This window comes from Bradyrhizobium sp. (genome assembly GCF_022844465.1).
Lineage (GTDB): Bacteria > Pseudomonadota > Alphaproteobacteria > Rhizobiales > Xanthobacteraceae > Bradyrhizobium.
Genome location: NZ_JALHLP010000003.1, coordinates 363,611 through 381,611, shown reverse-complemented (window position 1 = coordinate 381,611; position 18,001 = coordinate 363,611). Strand labels below are relative to the sequence as shown.

General features: G+C 61.2%; 18 protein-coding genes. 7 read left to right on the top strand and 11 right to left on the bottom strand.

Translation table 11 applies throughout. The features are described 5' to 3' along the window. Nucleotides 1-198: 198 nt before the first annotated feature. Nucleotides 199-1,158 carry a D-2-hydroxyacid dehydrogenase family protein gene (locus tag Q0D31_RS09900; protein ID WP_291849153.1) on the bottom strand — a complete coding sequence of 320 codons (960 nt, stop codon included), beginning with the start codon at nt 1,156-1,158 and terminating at the stop codon, nt 199-201. A gap of 113 nt (nt 1,159-1,271) precedes the next feature. Continuing rightward, nucleotides 1,272-1,478 carry a hypothetical protein gene (locus Q0D31_RS09895; protein ID WP_291849150.1) on the bottom strand — a complete coding sequence of 69 codons (207 nt, stop codon included), beginning with the start codon at nt 1,476-1,478 and terminating at the stop codon, nt 1,272-1,274. A gap of 251 nt (nt 1,479-1,729) precedes the next feature. On the opposite strand from Q0D31_RS09895, the gene ettA reads away from it, so the two are divergent. From ettA to Q0D31_RS09880, 3 genes are all read left to right on the top strand, one after another. Further along, nucleotides 1,730-3,379 carry an energy-dependent translational throttle protein EttA gene (ettA, locus tag Q0D31_RS09890; protein WP_291849147.1) on the top strand — a complete coding sequence of 550 codons (1,650 nt, stop codon included), beginning with the start codon at nt 1,730-1,732 and terminating at the stop codon, nt 3,377-3,379. 164 nt (nt 3,380-3,543) lie between these two features. After that, complete coding sequence (locus Q0D31_RS09885; RefSeq protein ID WP_291849144.1) at nt 3,544-4,134, top strand: TIGR00645 family protein; 591 nt, start codon at nt 3,544-3,546, stop codon at nt 4,132-4,134. A 28-nt stretch (nt 4,135-4,162) separates the two neighbouring features. Beyond that, nucleotides 4,163-5,395 (top strand): lytic murein transglycosylase, encoded by a 1,233-nt coding sequence (locus Q0D31_RS09880; protein WP_291849141.1) that lies wholly within the window; start codon nt 4,163-4,165, stop codon nt 5,393-5,395. A gap of 90 nt (nt 5,396-5,485) precedes the next feature. Here the strand turns inward: Q0D31_RS09880 and Q0D31_RS09875 are convergent, their stop codons facing one another. Next, on the bottom strand, nt 5,486-5,794 hold the full coding sequence (locus tag Q0D31_RS09875) for a hypothetical protein (RefSeq protein ID WP_291849138.1): 309 nt from the start codon (nt 5,792-5,794) through the stop codon (nt 5,486-5,488). Nucleotides 5,795-6,069: 275 nt separating this feature from the next. Further along, nucleotides 6,070-6,675, bottom strand: a complete 606-nt coding sequence (locus tag Q0D31_RS09870; RefSeq protein WP_291849135.1) for a pyridoxamine 5'-phosphate oxidase family protein — start codon at nt 6,673-6,675, stop codon at nt 6,070-6,072. 141 nt (nt 6,676-6,816) lie between these two features. Here Q0D31_RS09870 and Q0D31_RS09865 point away from each other — a divergent pair, with 141 nt between their 5' ends. Both Q0D31_RS09865 and Q0D31_RS09860 read left to right on the top strand, forming a co-directional pair. Then, entirely contained in the window at nt 6,817-7,083 is a 267-nt protein-coding gene (locus Q0D31_RS09865) for a DUF2277 domain-containing protein (RefSeq protein ID WP_291849132.1), read from the top strand. Nucleotides 7,084-7,177: 94 nt separating this feature from the next. Then, on the top strand, nt 7,178-7,375 hold the full coding sequence (locus Q0D31_RS09860; protein ID WP_291849129.1) for a hypothetical protein: 198 nt from the start codon (nt 7,178-7,180) through the stop codon (nt 7,373-7,375). On the opposite strand, the gene Q0D31_RS09855 is transcribed toward Q0D31_RS09860, so the two are convergent. Beyond that, nucleotides 7,372-8,544: a cytochrome P450 gene (locus Q0D31_RS09855; RefSeq protein WP_291849125.1), complete on the bottom strand. Its 1,173-nt coding sequence runs from the start codon at nt 8,542-8,544 to the stop codon at nt 7,372-7,374. The genes Q0D31_RS09860 and Q0D31_RS09855 overlap by 4 nt on opposite strands. 5 nt (nt 8,545-8,549) lie before the next feature. Beyond that, nucleotides 8,550-9,317, bottom strand: a complete 768-nt coding sequence (locus tag Q0D31_RS09850) for an SDR family oxidoreductase (protein WP_291849122.1) — start codon at nt 9,315-9,317, stop codon at nt 8,550-8,552. 624 nt (nt 9,318-9,941) lie between these two features. Between Q0D31_RS09850 and Q0D31_RS09845 the strand changes: the two genes are divergently transcribed. Then, on the top strand, nt 9,942-10,382 hold the full coding sequence (locus tag Q0D31_RS09845; RefSeq protein ID WP_291849209.1) for a hypothetical protein: 441 nt from the start codon (nt 9,942-9,944) through the stop codon (nt 10,380-10,382). Between the two features lie 920 nt (nt 10,383-11,302). Here the strand turns inward: Q0D31_RS09845 and Q0D31_RS09840 are convergent. From Q0D31_RS09840 to Q0D31_RS09825, 4 genes are all read right to left on the bottom strand, one after another. After that, nucleotides 11,303-11,812, bottom strand: a complete 510-nt coding sequence (locus tag Q0D31_RS09840) for a hypothetical protein (protein ID WP_291849119.1) — start codon at nt 11,810-11,812, stop codon at nt 11,303-11,305. A gap of 225 nt (nt 11,813-12,037) precedes the next feature. Continuing rightward, nucleotides 12,038-12,418 carry a RidA family protein gene (locus tag Q0D31_RS09835; RefSeq protein ID WP_291849116.1) on the bottom strand — a complete coding sequence of 127 codons (381 nt, stop codon included), beginning with the start codon at nt 12,416-12,418 and terminating at the stop codon, nt 12,038-12,040. Nucleotides 12,419-12,496: 78 nt separating this feature from the next. Then, nucleotides 12,497-13,411: a CBS domain-containing protein gene (locus Q0D31_RS09830; protein ID WP_291849114.1), complete on the bottom strand. Its 915-nt coding sequence runs from the start codon at nt 13,409-13,411 to the stop codon at nt 12,497-12,499. A gap of 254 nt (nt 13,412-13,665) precedes the next feature. Then, nucleotides 13,666-14,055, bottom strand: a complete 390-nt coding sequence (locus Q0D31_RS09825; protein WP_291849112.1) for a hypothetical protein — start codon at nt 14,053-14,055, stop codon at nt 13,666-13,668. A 117-nt stretch (nt 14,056-14,172) separates the two neighbouring features. Between Q0D31_RS09825 and Q0D31_RS09820 the strand changes: the two genes are divergently transcribed. Next, the gene (locus Q0D31_RS09820) at nt 14,173-15,897 is read left to right on the top strand and encodes an AIPR family protein (protein ID WP_291849108.1); all 1,725 of its coding nucleotides are present in this window, start codon (nt 14,173-14,175) and stop codon (nt 15,895-15,897) included. A gap of 99 nt (nt 15,898-15,996) precedes the next feature. On the opposite strand, the gene thiC is transcribed toward Q0D31_RS09820, so the two are convergent. After that, nucleotides 15,997-17,895 (bottom strand): phosphomethylpyrimidine synthase ThiC, encoded by a 1,899-nt coding sequence (gene thiC, locus Q0D31_RS09815; RefSeq protein WP_291849105.1) that lies wholly within the window; start codon nt 17,893-17,895, stop codon nt 15,997-15,999. Nucleotides 17,896-18,001 lie beyond the last annotated feature (106 nt).

The window sequence follows — 18,001 nt, the reverse complement described above, 5'->3', positions numbered from 1 at the left end:
GCTACAACTTCCGCCGCCTGATCCGGTGGCTCAGGCTCTTGCTGCGTCTGTTCCTAACTGCACTCTTCCCCGGCGTCCGGCTCAATCCAGCGTGAGCTCGATGTTCTTCACGGACGACTCATCCCGCTCTAGCTTCTTGTTTGAGCATGATCTTTTCGGAAAACCGCTACACACTTTTCCGGATCATGCTTTAGGCGCTTACGCCAGTCGCTGCTTCGGTTCGCCCCTGAACCAGGCGTCGATGCCCTCGACCATCTGGCGATAGTGATTTCGAAAACCTTCCTCGGTCACATAGCCCAGATGCGGCGTCAGCACGATATTGTCGAGCTTGCGAAACGGATGATCGACCGGCAGCGGCTCGACCGAGAACACATCGACCCCGGCGCCTGCGATCTTGCGCGCGCGAAGGGTCTCTAGGAGCGCATCCTCGTCGACGATCGGCCCACGCGCGGTGTTGACGAGGTAGGCGGTGGGCTTCATCCGCGCCAGCTCGGCGGCGCCGACCAGCCCACGCGAGCGCTGGCTCAGCACCACATGGATGGTGACGATATCTGCGGTCGCGAACAACTCGTCCTTGCTGGCATAGCCGACCCCGACTTCCCTGCACTTTTCCGGCGTCAGGTTCGGGCTCCAGGCGATCACGTTCATGCCAAAAGCCTGCGCCAGTCTTGAAACCTTGGTGCCGAGCTTGCCGAGGCCGATCACGCCCAGCGTCCGGCCCTCGATCTCGATCCCGACGAATTTCTGCAACGGCTCGCCGGCGTGCATGCGGGCGCTTTCGCGGCCGATGTTGCGGGTCAGCTCAAGGATAAGGCCCATGGTCAGGGGCGCGGTGGGATCCCGGCCCCATTGCGTGCCGCACAGCACCACATTGTGGTCCTTGGCGGCTTCCATGTCGATGGCGGCATTGCGCATGCCCGAGGTGATCAAGAGCTTCAGGTTGGGCAGGGCGGCGAACAGGGCGCGCGGGAACGGCGTGCGTTCGCGCATCGCGCAGATGATCTCGAAATCCCCGAGCGTGTCGGCCGCCGCCTCAGCCGTCGCAAATGGCTGGTTGAAGACCGTGATGTCGATGCGGTCGGAAACGCCGGACCAGTCCGTCACCTTCAGGGCGAGATTGAGATAGTCGTCGAGGATTGCACAGCGCAGCCGCGTCATTGGATGGTCCGTCGATGGCGAGGGTGACGGCGGATCGACCGTCGGGAAAGCTTGCCATCGTTGCGCGCAATCAGGAAGGGCGCAAGCGGACTCGAATGCTGGCTTGCCTCAAGTCAGCGGGGAGCTGCGTTCGATTGACCTAGATGCTTGGCGCGCCAGGCCGGGCCCGGGCCGCGCATATAATGCAGTTCCGGGCGGTAGGGGTTGAACGCTTTGGCGATGAACTGGCGCCAGGCGGCGCGGAGGTCTGCCAAGGGTCTTGCCAATCCGTCGCGGCTGCTCGCCGGGGCGTGGAGGGATGCCGAACTGATCGTAGCCATGACGCGGGGCCTTGTTTTCTCGCGGCGGCTGGCCGCATGAGCGCCTTTTTCGGCGCCGGATACCAGTTTTGGCCCGATTTATTAAAAGATCGTTTCAATTGCCGTGATCCGCTGCACACATGGTGTCCAGCCCGTATTCAGCCGCGGCGAGCGGATGGAAAAAGCCTTCCCGCGGTTGCCCTTTCGCGGCCGCGCCGCTACATCAGCGGCAGCAAATTTCCTCATAATCCAACAGTTTCCAAGGGATCGCGATGGCTCGCCAGTTCGTCTATTTCATGAAGGGTCTGACCAAGAGCTACCCGACCCGAAAGGTGCTCGATAACGTCCATCTGTCGTTCTACCCCGACGCCAAGATCGGCGTGCTCGGCGTCAACGGCTCCGGCAAGTCGACGCTGCTGCGGATCATGGCCGGCATCGACACGGAGTATAATGGTGAGGCCTGGGTCGCCGAAGGCGCCCGCGTCGGCTACCTCGAGCAGGAGCCGCAGCTCGACGCCACCAAGTCGGTGCGTGAAAACGTCATGGAGGGGGTCGCCAAGCAGAAGGCGATCCTCGATCGCTACAACGAACTGGCGATGAACTATTCGGAAGAGACCGCCGACGAGATGACGAAGCTGCAGGACCAGATCGAGGCTGCCGGCCTCTGGGATCTCGACAGCAAGGTCGACCAGGCGATGGACGCGCTGCGCTGTCCGCCCGATGATTCCGACGTCACCAAGCTCTCCGGCGGCGAACGCCGCCGCGTTGCGCTGTGCAAGTTGCTGCTCGACCAGCCGGAACTGCTGCTGCTGGACGAACCGACCAACCATCTCGACGCCGAATCGGTGTCATGGCTGGAGGGCCATCTGCGCAACTATCCCGGCGCGATCCTGATCGTGACCCATGACCGCTACTTCCTCGACAATGTGACCGGCTGGATCCTCGAACTCGATCGCGGCAAGGGCATTCCCTATGAGGGCAATTACTCCTCCTGGCTGGTGCAGAAGCAGAAGCGTCTGGAGCAGGAAGGCCGCGAGGACGCCGCGCATCTGAAAACGCTGGCCCGCGAGCAGGAATGGATCGCGTCGTCTCCCAAAGCGCGCCAGGCCAAGTCCAAGGCCCGCTACCAGCGCTATGAGGATCTGCTGAAGCAGGCGAGCGAGAAGCAGGCCCAGACCGCCCAGATCACGATTCCCGTGGCCGAGCGCCTCGGCCAGAACGTTGTCGATTTCGAAGGCCTCTACAAGAGCTTCGGCGATCGCCTGCTGATCGAGAACCTCACCTTCAAGCTGCCGCCAGGCGGCATCGTCGGCGTGATCGGCCCCAACGGCGCCGGCAAGACCACGCTGTTCCGGATGATCACCGGGCAGGAGAAGCCGGACAAGGGCACCATCACCATCGGCGAAAGCGTGCATCTCGGTTACGTCGACCAGTCGCGCGACGATCTGGACGGCAAGAAGAACGTCTGGGAGGAGATTTCAGGCGGCAATGAACTGATCCTGCTCGGCAAGCGCGAAGTCAATTCGCGCGGCTATTGCTCCTCGTTCAATTTCAAGGGCGCCGACCAGCAGAAGAAGGTAGGCTCCCTGTCGGGCGGCGAGCGCAACCGCGTGCATCTGGCCAAGATGCTCAAGTCCGGCGCCAACGTGCTGCTGCTCGACGAACCGACCAACGACCTCGACGTCGATACGCTGCGCGCGCTGGAAGAGGCGCTGGAGGATTTCGCCGGCTGCGCCGTCATCATCAGCCACGATCGCTGGTTCCTCGACCGCATCGCCACCCACATCCTGGCGTTCGAAGGCGACAGCCATGTCGAGTGGTTCGAAGGCAACTTCCAGGACTACGAGAAGGACAAGATGCGGCGCCTCGGCCAGGACAGCATCATTCCGCACCGGGTGAAGTACAAAAAGCTGACGCGGTGAGGGCGGGTTTTGTTCGCACCGTTCCCTGAGAACAATCGAATGGACCTTTGCGTCGTGTCCGCGCCAATTTTTCCACTGCGCCCCGGGGCGTCCGGAATGTGCCATATCCGGGTGCTAGAGTAGTCGCGCTGCCAACATTGAGTCGCGCACAGAAAGTCCATCCTATGTCCCTTACTCCCGAAACCCCCTTGCCGCCCAAAGGTAAGCGAAAAATGTTGCGGCCGATTCCGATGCTGATCTTCGGCTCGCGCTGGCTGCAATTGCCGCTCTATGTCGGCCTGATCGTCGCGCAAGGCGTCTATGTGGTGCTGTTCGTCAAGGAACTGTGGCACCTGTTTGCCCATGCCTTCGATTTCAGCGAGCAGCAGATCATGTTGGCGGTGCTCGGCCTGATCGACGTTGTCATGATCTCCAACCTCTTGGTGATGGTGATCGTCGGCGGTTACGAGACCTTCGTCTCCCGCCTCAATTTGCAGGGCCACCCGGACGAGCCGGAGTGGCTCAGTCACGTCAACGCCAGCGTGCTCAAGATCAAGCTGGCGATGGCCATCATCGGCATTTCCTCGATCCATCTGCTGCGCACCTTCATCGAGGCCGGTGCGCTCGCGTCGGGCAAGAGCACCTACACCGAAACCGGCGTGATGTGGCAGACCATCATCCACACCGTGTTCATCCTGTCGGCCATCGGCATCGCTTATGTCGACAAGCTTTCCCAGGATTCGATTGAAACAGCCAAACACCCGGCGGCGCATTGAGCGGGCGGATTCGCCACGTGGATTCGCGATGAAGGGTTTTGGCGCGTTGGCGATCGGCCTGTTGTTGGCGCTGGCGCTGCCATCGCCGGCCGCCCGCGCCGCCGATGCCGCTTTCGAGCGGTTCATCGCCTCGCTGTGGCCGGAGGCGCAGGCGGCCGGCGTGTCGCGCGCGACGTTCGACGCCGAGACCCGCGGGTTGGAGCCGGATTACAAGCTGCCCGATTTGCTGCTGCCGGGCCGGCCCGCCACCGGCGCGCCGGCGCAGGCCGAGTTCGTTCAGGTGCCGGCCGACTATGTCAGGGAATCCTCGATCGCGCGGCTGGCGGCCGAGGGGCAGAAACTGATGCAGAAGCATCGCGCGGCGCTCGGCGAGATCGAACAGCGCTTCGGCGTTCCCGCCAGCGTCGTGCTCGCGATCTGGGGCCGCGAGACGGATTATGGCCGCTACCGGCTGCCTTACGATACGCTGCGCGTGGTGGCGACGCAGGCCTATGTCGGCCGGCGCAAGGACCAGTACCGCGGCGAATTCATCCAGGCCTTGAAGCTCCTCGGCGAGGGCGCTGTGGCGCGCAAGGATTTTCGCGCCTCCTGGGCCGGCGCCACCGGGCTCACCCAGTTCCTGCCGTCCGAATATTACAAGCACGGCGTCGATATGGACGGCGACGGCAAGGTGGACATCTGGAATTCGGTTCCGGACGCGCTGGCTTCCGCGGCGCAGCAGCTTGTCAACAAGGGCTGGCAACCCGGCCTGCGCTGGGCCTATGAGGTCAAGGCGCCCGCCAATGCCGATTGCACCATGGGCGTGCCTGAAGTGACCAGGCCGATCGGCGAATGGCTGCGCGCGGGCTTCGTGCCAGTGCGCGGACAAAAGCTGAGCGCTGCCGAACAGGCGCAACCGGCCTCGCTGCTGCAGGTGGAGGGGATCTACGGCCCGGCGTTCCTCACCACCAAAAACTACTTCGTCATCAAGGAGTACAATTTTTCGGACCTCTATGTGCTGTTCGTCGGCCATCTCAGCGACCGCATCATCAGCCCGCTCCCGCTCGCCACGCCGTGGTCGGCCTCGACACAGTTGCGCTCCAGCGATGTCGAAGCGATGCAGCGTCACCTGACGCGGATCGGCCTCTACAAGGACAAGCTCGACGGCAAGGCGGGCATGCAGACCCGCGCGGCGCTGGGGGCGTATCAGAAATCCGCCGGCCTCAAGGTCGATTGCTGGCCGAGCGAAGCCGTGCTGCGCTCGATGAGCGCGGCGCGCTGATTATCGGCAACAGGCGAAAAACCACCTGTGTCCCGGAAAAAGCGATGATCTTCCGGGACTTGCGTCAGTCTCAATATAGCTGAATGGCGGTTAGTCGCAGACCCTGACGCTGCGAACGCGCCAGCCATAGCCGTCCCAGAAGCGCTGCTTCTGCCAGAAGCAGGGCGGGCCGTAACCGGGATCGACGACATAGGCCGGGCCGCCATATCCATAGCCGGGGCCATAATAGCCCGGGCCATGATAATAGCCGTTCTGGGAGGCGATCGCGCCGCCGATGATGGCGCCACCGAGCAATCCCGCGGCGACGCCGGCGGCGACCCCGCGCTGTGCCTGGGCGGGAGCCGGGATCGCCACGGCCAGCGCTGCGGCGGCGCCGAGCGCCAGTATTGTCTTCTTCATGGCCTTACCTTTCTCCGGGAGCTTAGACCGCCTGGAGGCGGTCGATTGCAGCGAAAGTTCCACATCTGCCTTAAAGGATCAATGAACGGCCGGGCCTCAATCAACGAAAATCATGGCGGATATCGGGCCATGTTGCGATGCGATATGACACCCATCCCGACATCGGGCTGCATTGGCCGGTGGCTCGATAGCGCTGATAATGTTGCGAATTCAAGGCTCAAGCGCGGTGCGTGAAAGCACCGCCGGATGCCGCTGCCAGAGTCGTTCTAGCGCACTCACAGCTGGGTCTGGTAGCGCGCATAGATCAGGTCCTGGCTTTCCCGCTCGCCGAGGCCGGTCTGGTCATGAATCACCTCGCCGATGCTCGGCATCACCGCGCGCTCGACCCGAGCCTCGCCCGCCCACAGCTTCGCCCGCATCAGCGCCTTGCCGCAGTGGAAATAGGCCTCCTTGACCGCGATGCGCAGCACCGCGCGCGGCGGCTTGCCGAACTCCACCATCGATTCGATCAGCTCCGGATCCGCCGACAGCGTGCCGGTTCCGCCGACGCGGAGCGTTTCGTCGATGCCCGGCACGAAGAAGATCAGCTGCACCTGGCCGGATCCCTCGACAATGTTGCGAAAGCTGTCGATCCGGTTGTTGCCGGAACGGTCCGGCATCAGCAGCAGGTTCGGCCCGGCGACATGGACGAAGCCGGGATTGCCGCCGCGCGGCGAGGCGTCGACGCTGCCGTCCGATCCCGATGTCGCCAGCACGCAGAACGGCGACATGCCGATGAACTTGCCGGCGTGAACGTCGATCTCCGGCCGCGCCTTGGCGATCACGCGGGGCGAGGGGGCGGGATAGATGGTGGCGAGGTCGCCGGCGCTGAAATCGGTCAAGGGTTGTTCTCCGATATGTGCATGGCTCGGTCATGCCGCGCCGTGTCTTTCATGGCAGAATAGGCGAGGGCGTCGGATATTGCACCGGCCGTTCGTCCTCGGGAGCAAGGGCCGCCGTTCGAATTCGCGCCGGAGGGAATCATGTGCCGCAACATCAAGACCTTGTTCAATTTCGATCCGCCGGCAACGCCTGCGGAAATCCACGCCTCGGCGCTGCAATTCGTGCGCAAGCTGTCCGGATTCAATTCGCCATCGCAGGCGAACGCCGAGGCGTTCAACCGCGCGGTGTCCGAAGTCTCCGACAGCGCGCGGCGCCTGCTGGCCTCGCTGCAGACCCACGCGCCGGCGCGCGACCGCGAGGTCGAGGCCGAAAAGGCGAGGGAGCGCTCGAGGGCGCGGTTCGGGTGACTTGCCGGTTCCGCCGGCGGCGTGACGCATGTCACGGTGAGGGAGCCCGTCGCCGCCCATGATGGCGCGACTTGTCAGCCATCGGAGAGGTGTCATGGATCAGGTCAGTCGGTTGAAACTGGGCAGTATTGCCTTCACGATTTTCTGGGTCGGCGGGATGTTGTGGTGGAGCGGCATTTACGATCCGGCCCATGTCGTCATTCTTTCGATCTGCGGCGCGCTGGCCGGCTACTTCTGGTATCGCGCGATGCTTTGGAGCTTCCGCCGCATGCGCCTGTTGCACGACGGCTAGGGCGCATCCCATTCGACCGGCAGGTTGAGCAGGCCGCGAAACGCCCAGCCGCCGATCCGCACCGGCTCGCGCGCGTCCAGCCGCAAGCCTTTCAGCCGCGCGAACGCGCCCGGCAACGCGACGTCGGCGACCATGGCGCGGGAGGCAAAGGCGCCGGCGCAGTAATGCGGGCCGGCGCCGAAGGCGATGCTCTTCTGGGTGTCGCGGGTGACGTCGAACCGGTCGGGCGCGCTGAAACAGGCCTCGTCGCGGTTGGCCGAGCCGAACATGAAGAACACGCGGTCCTCGGGCGCGAAATCGACGCCGCCATACGACCACGGCCTGGCGACGCGGCGCGGCGACATGCCGATCGGCGCGATCCAGCGCGCATATTCCTCGAAGGCGTCGAGCCATGTCGCCTTGCCGCTCTGGATCAGCGCAAGCTGATCCAGATGGGTCAAGAGCGCCCAGATCGCGCCCGAGATGGCGTCGCGCGGCTCGTTCTGGCCGCCCGAGATCGCCAGCTTGATGTTGGCGCGGACACTGTCCATGTTCTGCCCGGCCGCCAGCAGCACGCTGAGGATCGAGCTGTTCGGGTGTTTTTTCAGCACCGGCACCATGTCGTCGATCGCGGCGTCGATGCCGGCGGTGGCGGCATGGCAGCGCGCTTCGATCTCCTTGTTGCCGGTGTAGTTGGCGATGCCATCGATCATCGCCTGCGACCACGCATCCATGTCGGCAAAGCGCATGTTGGTCAGGCCGGTGACGTCCTTCAGGCATTCCGCCGAAAGCGGCAGCGCGAACGCCTTGCAGAGGTCGGCGCGGCCTTGCGGCGCGAGCTCGTCGAGGATGCGGTCGCCATGGGCCTTGAACTGGCGGACCCAAATGTCGCGCACCGTGCGCGGCGACACCGCCGGGAACATCGCCTGCCGCTCCGCCATGTGCGCCTCGCCGTCCTTGCGCATCATGTTGTGGCCCATCAGCACGTTCATCAGCCCGTTCGGCTGGTGCGAGGAGAACACGTCGATGCGCTTCTCCTGGCTGAAGATGTCGTCGCGCCGGGTAAACACCGTCGAGCCGAGCTGCGGCACGAAGGCGATCGGCGCCTCCTTCCGCATCCTGGCCAGATCGGGATAGGGATCGGCCCAGAAGCTTGATACGTCGATGTCGAAATGCGGCGCGGTGGACATGGCGCTCATACCGCCCGGTAGCCGCCGTCCACCATCACGATCGAGCCGGAAACGTAGGCCGACAGATCAGAGGCGAGGAAGATCGCGGGGCCGACGATGTCTTCCGCGGTGCCGGCGCGGCCGAGCGGGGTGTGGTCGATGAAGGTCTTGACCAGTTCCGGATTGCTTGCGCGGGCCTTGGCGTTGATGGCGGTGGCGATGAAGCCGGGGCCGATCGCGTTGACGCGCACGCCTTCCTTGCCGAGTTCGGCGGCGAGCGCCTTGGTGAAGCCGAGCACGCCGTGCTTGGAGGCGGTGTAGGCCGGCGAGCTTGGCGTGCGCACATGCACGAAGGACTGGATCGAACCGATATTGACGATGCGCCCCTTGCTGGCGCGCAACGGTTCCAGCAACGCATGGGTCACGTTGAACACGCCGGTGAGGTTGATGGCGATGATGTCTTCCCAGTCCTTGATGACGTCGGCGGCCGCACCCAGCATGCCGTTGCGGCGGACGATGCCGGCGTTGTTGACCAGGATCGAGACCTGCCCGACCTTGTCGGCGATGCGCTTTGCCATCGCGACGCAGTCCTCGCGGCGGGCGACGTCGAGCGCGAAACTATCCGCCTTGCCGCCGGCGTCGCGGATTTCCCTGGCCGCTTCCGCCGCGGTGTTCTCGTCGAGGTCGAGCAGCACCAGCCGCGCGCCCTCGCGGGCGTAGCCTGCGGCGATTGCACGCCCGATGCCGGAGCCGGCGCCGGTGACGACGGCAATGTGGTTCTGGAGAAGGGGCATGCGGCGCTTCCTCTGCTTTTGATTTTGGCGGAGGATAGCAAGCGGGCCGGATGACACAAGGTGGTCAGGGCGGGGAGTGACCCCCGCCGGCGCGCCGTTGCCTCCGCTGGAAAGGCAACGGCGCGCGCGCTCACGACCCGCCGATAGCTCCGGACACGAGGCGATCGCGATCGCAGGCGATCTGCGCCTTCGTTGCCGGTATGATGGTCTCCTCGATCCCGGGAAGCATGAACATTTGCAGCATGAACATTTGCCTTGATCGACCTCCGAGCAACAGGAGGAACTCGCAGAACGGTAGCATGGCGCGACACGGTCCCGATGAACGCAATGTAGTTCACAGGGCCGTTCATTTTCCTGCCCGTGCCTTCGGACGCAACTTCTTTAGCGGCAATGATCGCTGCGATCAACAAGCACGCGTTCGCAACGGCGAAATTTTGTCCGCCGGAGTTTGATGAAACTATGTCGCGTTGATGGTGATGTGCTGCTCCGTGGGGAACCCGGAGCGTACGAATGCGCTGTTCCTGATCGGCCGATCGGTTACAATCATACCGGCGCGACTCGCGTTGCGCCGCGACGCCCGCGTCACGCGTCGCCGCATCACCAATTTTTCCGGGAGACCGCATGATGAAGATCTCGCACGCCATCCGTATCGCCGTGCTGGCGCTGGCCGCGCTGGCCAGCGTCGCCTTCACAAGCGCCGCGCGCGCCGACGAGGGCTTCGTGCAGCTCACGATCTACAAGGCGGGCTGGATCATCGGCGGCTCCGGCGGCACCGGCGTGCTGACCTTCCGCGGCCGGCGCTATCCGCTCTCGACCGGCGGCATCGATTACGGCCTGGTATTCGGCGGCTCGAAGACGGTGCTGCGCGGCCGCGTCAGCAACATCTACCGTCCGTCCGACGTCGCCGGCGTCTACGGCGCCGCCGGTGCGGGGATCGCGGTCGGCCGCGGCGCGCGCGCCATCGTGCTGACCAACCAGAAGGGCGCGGTGCTGGAACTGAGCGGGCATCAGGTGGGATTGATGGCGAACGCGGACCTGAGCGGCCTTGCGATCACGCTGCAGTAGTTCCCGGTCGGCATTGCGAGTTTGCAACGGTTGAGGGGAGCCAACGGGTCGGGCGAATGCGCGCGTGACGATGCGAGGCAATCCAGAATCTCCAGACAAAGTCGTCATCGCCCGGCTTGACCGGGCGATCCAGTACGCCGCGGCTTCTCGATTCAATCATGGCTGTCTCTGGAATACTGGATCACCCGCTTTCCGGATGATGACGACGGAACGGGTGATGACGACTGAATATGCGTTCGCGATCTCGCGGCATGTTTCGCCCGAGGTTTGCATCTTCGTCGGCCCTCTGAATCGAGAGGGCGCAGGGAAGACCGGGTGCGCGCTGCACCCGCGGTCTCGTGTGCATGTGCACAGAAGAATGCGCACACGAGCATACAGGTCCAGCGGAGAGCATCCGGCCTTCCCTGCGCAGTGGGTTGACGGCTTATAACGTGATCTCCCCGGTGAACGGCTGTTTTGCCACCGTCGCCAGCGGGGAACCGCGCATCGATCCATTTGAACCGTTGCGCTCCGCCGACTTGACGCCAGCACCGCGGCGTCAGGACCACACGACTTCGCCGTACGCCTCGGTCAACATCGTCTCTTTGACCTCGGCGTCCACCGCATCCCACCGCGCGTTCGTGACGTGCGCACGCCCCTCTCATCGGGTGAGACGGGCGGATTCATAAAGCTGATTTGCCCGACGACGGAAGGGGGAATATTTTCGCGCGAGGACTGGACACGTTTTGCGTGATTTGCCCGTCGCGTTACCGTGTCGCACCCGTACCCCCAACTTCGTCATTGCGAGCGCAGCGACGCAGCCCGCAGTCCGTAGGGTGGGTTAGCGAAGCGTAACCCACCGTCTTTCCGATGACGAAGCGGGGGTACGCTTCCGCCTTCGCCCCTTCGAGCTGCGGCGGACGAGTAGCTGATCGACCCCGCTATTTTTCAAACCATATTTTTTCGCCCGTGAGCGGATTCACTCCAAACTTCGGCCGGTCGTCAGGGTCGTCATCATAGGCAGGATACTGCGCAGGAGCCTCGCCATGCGTTGCGACGATGCGTGGAAGCCGAACCCCGGCGCTTTTCTTTCCGATGTTGCGCAAGGTGACCCGGAACAGCCACTCATCGCCATAGTCGAACAGAAACAGCATCGTATGCCCGACTTCGGGAAACGCTTGCCACGCTTTGGTTTTCTTGACGCTGAGCACCCCAGGATCGGCCTCGCCGATATCCGCGAACAACTCGTATTTGGGAAATGTCCTGTGCATCTTCGCCGGCGTGAGCCCGGTATAAAAGCCGAAGGCGTGATCGAAGTCGAAATCGAACGAGGAGAGGATAGCTTTGGCCAACACGTACAGCGACTTTGCAGAATCGATCTCGATGTCCCGGTAGATCGACGCTTTGCCTTGCAGCGCCGCCCGAAAGATGAAGGTGTCCGTTCCGGCCATCCTGAACCTCACTCGCGCTTGCGTCAGAGCCGGCGAGCATATACGCGGGAACGCGCTTGCTTCAAGCGTTGGGAAATCGCGGTGGTCCCGCCAGCGGTTCCCGCAGCCCCGTCATTCCGGGGCATCGCGCAGCGATGAGCCCGGAATCCATGGCGCTGCCTGCGCCTGCGGTGAGAGGATTCCGGGTTCGATGCTCCGCATCGCCCCGGAATGACGGGGAACGGTTTACCCCTTCAGCGCCGCCACGCCCTCGATCTCGATCAGCATTTTCGGATCGGGCAGCGCCTGCACCACGCAGGTGGTGCGCGCCGGATAGGGCGCCGGCCCGAACGCGCCGGCATAGAGCGCGTTCATCGTCGCGACATCGGCGCTGCGCGTCAGCAGCACGTTGAGCTTGACGAGATCGCGGAACGAGGAGCTCGCCTCATCAAGCACGCGCTTGATGTTGGTGACGACATTGGCGAACTGCGCCTCGAACGTTTCTGGCAGCGCGCCGTCGGCGTCGAAGCCGGGGATGCCGGAGATGAACAGGAGATCGCCCGCGCGGGTTGCGAAGGAGAGCGGCGGGGCTTTGATGCCTGACGGGGGAGGGAAGTGTTGAATCATGAGTTTTATCTCGGGCGCCATAGCAAGACTGAAGGTCCCAGCCAGTAGAGCAATCAACTTTGAGTGCCAAAAACCGCCTTATCTTCTAGGTGAAATGATGCTTTGAACTTGACCTAGAAATGTTTTGAAATCCCTCAAGCTATCAAGTTCCACTTGAAGCACTCCCTCCGGATCAAAGTGCATAACATCATTGCGAATTCGTCGTATGTTATCCAAATCCCTGCAGAAACTAACTCGGTCGATCGCAAGACCAAATTGCTTCCACCGATCCGGCTTTTCCAACAATCGCTGGTATTCACCAAATGCGAGATCATCTGGTCCATGAATTTGTCGCGCACTATCGCTTGGATCGCGGACGTCAGTTAAATCGCTAGCAGAGAAGCGGTCGGCGATTAGTCCCCGCAGAAGATTCTCAATCTCTCCCAACAAAAGAAAAGGCTCCGCAAGCAGCCGAAATTGCCCACTGAGATCACTCGCTGTGATTATGCCAGTAATCCTATTGTCGTCGCCTCGAACCAATACGTATTGGTGGTGGACAACAACAGGAATCGCGTCAAAAATGGAAAAGGTGCTCCGTATTTCGTGATGTGGCTCCATGAAGTCGCGAGCCCAACTCCCTGGCGGCCTTGAAAGAGCCAATCGGGAGCCTATCGATGCCCAAGTTATGACGCCTTTCACTTCGCGCTCGTTGGTCATGACCGGCAGCTGAGAGAAATTCTTCAATAGCAAAATACCGACCACCTCTTCTAACGTACCATTTGGCGTTACGCTTATCACCTTTTGGTTCGCTGGTCCTAACTTGCTCAATCGATAAGTGGGATCTCTTCGAACCCAGTCAGAATTTGCCGCCGGCATGTCGATGGAAACGTCATCCCCCTCAACGGCAGGTACTTCGACTGTTTCGGGTTGCGTCGATATAGTATCGTCTTCGCTGTCGTGCGCCCCCGTCAGTTGCAGCGGTGCGTCGATATAGTTGGATTCGAAGTCGGGCATCGTTCGTAGTCTGGCCTTCTTTAACTCGCGTCGGATGTATCGAACGATGTAATGCCCTCGTCTTTGTGCGCCAAACCAGGAGAGGAATTCCCGCGTGGTGACCGGTGCGGGAGTCTTGCCACTCTCGACCTCCTCTGAGATTTTGGTGAGATGAGGATGCATGCTTACTCGTCTTTGATTGAATCGGGCGAAACGTGTTGCGCTGAAAATAAACGAAACGGGGCGTTCAAGTACATTCAAGTATAAGTGGCTCTCTAGTGGGTCGGCAACCCCATCCTGTGATAAATGCGGCTCGCGACTAGCTTTGCGCTTTCTGGTAGTTGCCCGAGAACGAGGAGACTTCCTGACAACGCCCGATTATTCTCCTTTGTCTTTTCCGCATCCAGACACACGCTGACCTTGGCGTTCCGCGTCAGCAGCACGTTGAGCTTGACGGGATCGTGGAACGAGCCGCCGGCCTCATCCGGTACGCGCCTGATGTTGGCGAAGACATTGGCGAACTGAGCCTCGAAGCTGTCAAGCAGCGCGCCATGGGCGTCGAAGCCGGGGATGCGGGAGATGAACAAGATGTCGCCCGCGCGGGTGGCAAAGGAGAGCGGCGGGGGCCTTGATGCCTGAAGGGGAGGGAAGGGCTGGATGGGCATGGAGCATCCCTCGCCTTATAATTTCAACCTATACTTGGCCACGCCGCAATAAGGGCTAGAAAAACCGATCTTTACAGTTATGCTCGCAAAGATTGTAAAGGAAAGGTGGGCGCTCGCATGTCATCGCTAATTCAGATTATCGACCACATAGTCGAAGAGGCAAGAAAGCAGACCGATCCAAATCTTAAGGTTGACGATTTTTTTGAACTGTTCGTTTCAGATCTCACGACCCGCGACAGCGGGTTGGATTGGGATGACATTGAGTCTGGCATCGTCGACGGTGAAAACGATGGGCAGATCGACGCTGTCTACGTGCTCGTGGACGGCATTCTAATTCGGGAAAAGAAAGACTTTGATCCTTCGAGTGCGCGGCGAAACGCAAGCATCCGAGTTATAATTCAGCAGTCAAAGAATAGCCCTTCGTTTTCGGAAAATTCGTTTGCCAAAATGCGAACCTCTGTCTGCGATCTATTCAATCTGGATAAGAAGATTCCACAATTGAAGAAGAGCTATAACGCGGCCTTGGTGGCTCAAGCTGACCTGTTTCGTGCGATCTATCTCGGAATGCAGGGCAGAAATCCTACAGTTCAGTTCGATGTCATTTTCGCTAGCAAGGGCGATAGAGCGACGGCCAACGCCAAGATTAGTACGGACGGTGAAGCGATCGTTGAATTCTTTAAGGCCGGATACTTCAAATCTGGTTCGAGCGTTAAGCTCTTGGGAGCTAGGGAGCTTATTGATCTTGCTAACCGCTCGAGATTCATAAACAAGAAGATGTCCTTCGTCGCGCCTCCCGCGTCTGACGGCGCAAGCGAAGGATGGGTTGGATTAGTGCAGCTAGGTGAATTCTTTCGGCTTATTACTGATGACGACAAGAAGCTCCTTGCCTCGATCTTTGAAGAAAATGTGAGAGACTTTGAAGGCGACGCGGGAGTTAATAGAGAGATCGCTGAGACGCTCAGTCAGGCTTCCGACAATGTTGATTTCTGGTGGCTCAATAACGGAATTACAATCCTTTGTGATGAGGTTCAGCCGCACACGCAGCGCGAATTTTCGTTAGACAGGCCGTTGATAGTCAATGGTTTGCAAACTGCGAATAAGATCTGGCAGCACTTTCACCCCCAGGACAAGATTTCCGACAAGCGGAATGTCCTTGTGAGGGTGATAAAATCAACCGATGAGATAGTTCGTGACCGAATAATTAGAGCGACAAACAGACAAACGCCCATTGGGCCGTCGCAGTTGCGTGCGACCGAACGGCTGCACCGAGACATTGAGGGCTTCTTTAAGGCGCGTGGCAAGTACTACGAGCGCAGAAAGAATCAGTACAAGAATGCCGGCAGGCCTAGGCGTGACATATTTTCTATCAACGAGTTAGCGCAAGCGATTATCGCTATCGCATTGGGCAGGCCAAACGATGCGCGGGCTCGGCCGAGTTCACTTCTCAATACCGTCGATGGTTATGGTTTGATTTTTCCAGAGAAGGCTGACCTTAAGTTCTTTGCATTTTGCGCTGATACAGTTCGGAAGGTGGAAAGCTATCTCGCGGGCAAGACAGCTAGCAGAAAGGAGCGCAACAACCTAAAATTCTATGTTGCTTACTTGGTCCCAAGATTGATTGTTGGTAGAGAGCAACTCGCGCGCAAAGACTTGGTAAAGCTCCTGGATCGCTCGATTGACACATCTATTTTCGATACCGCCCTTACAGAGTGTCAGAAGCGATTTGCAAAACTCGGAGCAGATGATGATGTGGCGAGGGGTAGTGAGCTGATAGGTTTACTTAGGGCCGGATTGCCAGCATTGGTTCAGTCTATGAAGAACAAGAAACCAAAAGTGAAGTAGATGGTGGCGGTTTTGATGACCTGGCGGACGCCAAAGGCCGGCGCGTCAACCGGTCCTTCATTATCGAGCGGCAGACAGCTCAGGCTATCGCTACAAGTGTTACAACACCCGATTACTCTCCTTCACCTTCTCCGCATCCAGATACACGCTTGAGCCCATCTCCTTGAACTTGGCGCTCATCTGCGCCATGCCATCCTCGATCGTCCCTGATATCGACATCCCAACCCCCGCCGGATCGTTCAGCGTCGCCGCGTAATCCCGCACGTCCTGGGTGATCTTCATCGAGCAGAACTTTGGGCCGCACATCGAGCAGAAATGCGCGACCTTGTGGGCTTCCTTCGGGAGGGTTTCGTCGTGGAAGCTCTTGGCGGTGTCGGGATCGAGGCCGAGGTTGAACTGGTCGGTCCAGCGGAAGTCGAAGCGGGCGCGCGAGAGCGCGTCGTCGCGCAGTTGCGCGGCGGGGTGGCCCTTGGCGAGGTCAGAGGCGTGGGCGGCGATCTTGTAGGTGATGACGCCGGTCTTGACGTCGTTGCGGTCGGGGAGGCCGAGATGCTCCTTCGGCGTCACGTAGCAGAGCATGGCGCAGCCGAACCAGCCGATCATGGCCGCGCCAATGCCTGAGGTGATGTGGTCATAGCCCGGCGCGATGTCCGTGGTCAGCGGGCCCAGCGTGTAGAACGGGGCTTCGCCGCATTCCTTGAGCTGCTTGTCCATGTTGATCTTGATCTTGTGCATCGGCACGTGGCCGGGGCCTTCGATCATGACCTGGCAGCCTTTCGCCCAGGCGATCTTGGTCAATTCGCCGAGCGTCTCCAGTTCGGCGAACTGCGCGCGGTCGTTGGCGTCGGCGATCGAGCCCGGACGCAGGCCGTCGCCGAGCGAGAACGAGACGTCATACTTGCGCATGAGGTCGCAGATTTCCTCGAAATGCGTATAGAGGAAGCTCTCCTTGTGGTGCGCCAGGCACCACTTCGCCATGATCGAGCCGCCGCGGCTGACGATGCCGGTGACGCGGTTGGCGGTGAGGTGGATGTAGGGCAGGCGCACGCCGGCGTGGATGGTGAAGTAGTCGACGCCCTGTTCGCACTGCTCGATCAGCGTGTCCTTGTAGAGCTCCCAGGTCAGCTTGACGGGATCGCCCTCGCACTTCTCCAGCGCCTGATAAATCGGAACGGTGCCGATCGGGATCGGCGCGTTGCGCAAAATCCATTCGCGGGTGGTGTGGATGTTGCGCCCCGTGGAGAGGTCCATCACGGTGTCGGCGCCCCAGCGGATCGCCCACACCATCTTGTCGACTTCTTCCTCCACAGAAGAAGTGACCGCGGAGTTGCCGATATTGGCGTTGATCTTGGTGAGGAAATTGCGGCCGATGATCATCGGCTCGAGTTCGGCGTGGTTGATGTTGCAGGGGATGATGGCGCGACCCCGCGCGATCTCGGAGCGGACGAACTCCGGGGTGACGAAGGCGGGGACTTCCGCGCCAAAGCTCTCGCCGTCGGCCAGTGCAGCTTCGGCGCGATCGAGTTGTTGCTTGCGGCCGAGGTTCTCGCGCTCGGCGACGTAGATCATCTCCTTGGTGATGACGCCGGCGCGGGCGAACTCAAGCTGGGTGATCATGTGGCCGTCGAGCCCGCGCAGCGGCTTGTGATGCGCGGTGAAGGCCTTGGCGGCGTGCGAGGCGCCGACATTGCCGTTGTCTTCCGGCTTGACCTCGCGCCCCTGGTATTCCTCGACGCCGCCGCGTTCCCTGACCCAGGCCAGACGGTTACGCGAAAGACCGGCGTTGACGTCGATCACCACGGTCGGATCGGTGTAGGGGCCGGAGGTGTCGTAGACCGGCAGGTTCGGCTCGCCGGCGCCTTCCGAGAGCACGATCTCGCGCAGGGGCACGCGCAGGTCCGGCGCGGCGTCGGGGATGGAGAAGATCTTGCGCGACGAGGGCAGGGGGCCGGTGGTGACGGCGGGAAGCGTGCGGTCGGGATTGGAGCGGATGTTCATGGCGTATCCTCCGTTATGTTGTTGTTGTCGTTCCGGACGGGCCGCGCAGCGGTCCGATCCGGAACCTCGATTTTGTGGCGCGAGCCCCCACCCGTCGCGCGCTGAC